The following is a 1,366-nucleotide window of genomic DNA, read 5'->3' as shown; positions in this document are numbered from 1 at the left end:
CAAACCATTAGACTAGATCAAAGCCTCGACCGATTAGTATCATTCAGCTCCACGTGTCACCACGCTTCCACCCATGACCTATCTACCTCATCGTCTCTGAGGGGTCTTTCTTGATTGCTCAAAGGGAAATCTCATCTCGGAGGGGGCTTCATGCTTAGATGCTTTCAGCACTTATCCCGTCCGCACGTAGCTACCCAGCGATGCTCCTGGCGGAACAACTGGTACACCAGCGGTGCGTCCATCCCGGTCCTCTCGTACTAAGGACAGCTCTCCTCAAATTTCCTGCGCCCACGACGGATAGGGACCGAACTGTCTCACGACGTTCTGAACCCAGCTCGCGTACCGCTTTAATGGGCGAACAGCCCAACCCTTGGGACCTACTCCAGCCCCAGGATGCGATGAGCCGACATCGAGGTGCCAAACCTCCCCGTCGATGTGGACTCTTGGGGGAGATCAGCCTGTTATCCCCAGGGTAGCTTTTATCCGTTGAGCGATGGCCCTTCCATGCGGAACCACCGGATCACTAAGCCCGACTTTCGTCCCTGCTCGACTTGTAGGTCTCGCAGTCAAGCTCCCTTCTGCCTTTGCACTCTTCGAATGATTTCCAACCATTCTGAGGGAACCTTTGGGCGCCTCCGTTACTGTTTAGGAGGCGACCGCCCCAGTCAAACTACCCACCTGACACGGTCCTCCAGCCGGGTCACGGCTGCGAGTTAGAGACTCTATACGCAAAGGGTGGTATCCCAAGGGTGTCTCCACCGAAGCTGGCGCTCCGGCTTCACAAACTCCCACCTATCCTGTACATCGCGTACAAAGCCTCAATATCAGGCTGTAGTAAAGCTCCATGGGGTCTTTCCGTCCTGTCGCGGGTAACCTGCATCTTCACAGGTACTATGATTTCACCGGGTCTCTCGTTGAGACAGTGCCCAAATCGTTACGCCTTTCGTGCGGGTCGGAACTTACCCGACAAGGAATTTCGCTACCTTAGGACCGTTATAGTTACGGCCGCCGTTTACTGGGGCTTCGGTTCAGTGCTTCTCTTGCGATGACACATCCCCTTAACCTTCCAGCACCGGGCAGGCGTCAGCCCCTATACTTCATCTTGCGATTTAGCAGAGACCTGTGTTTTTGCTAAACAGTCGTTTGGGCCTATTCACTGCGGCTTATGTTGCCATAAGCGTCCCTTCTCCCGAAGTTACGGGACCATTTTGCCGAGTTCCTTAACGAGAGTTATCCCGCGCGTCTTAGAATTCTCATCTCGCCTACCTGTGTCGGTTTACGGTACTGGCGCCGACCTCCTCACTAGAGGCTTTTCTTGGCAGCGTGAAATCCGGTACTTCGCCCTACGGGCTCCACGTCACAGCTC

At 54.8% G+C, this 1,366-nt stretch carries 1 rRNA gene; it reads right to left on the bottom strand.

Features of this window, described 5'->3' with window-relative positions:
- Positions 1-13: 13 nt before the first annotated feature.
- A 23S ribosomal RNA gene (locus tag KNP92_RS15610) occupies positions 14-1,366 on the bottom strand; the annotation flags it as partial.

The organism is Exiguobacterium sp. s122, from assembly GCF_018618475.1.
GTDB lineage: Bacteria > Bacillota > Bacilli > Exiguobacteriales > Exiguobacteriaceae > Exiguobacterium > Exiguobacterium himgiriensis.
The sequence above is the reverse complement of the archived record's forward strand: the minus strand, read 5'-3'. Positions and strand labels throughout refer to the sequence as shown.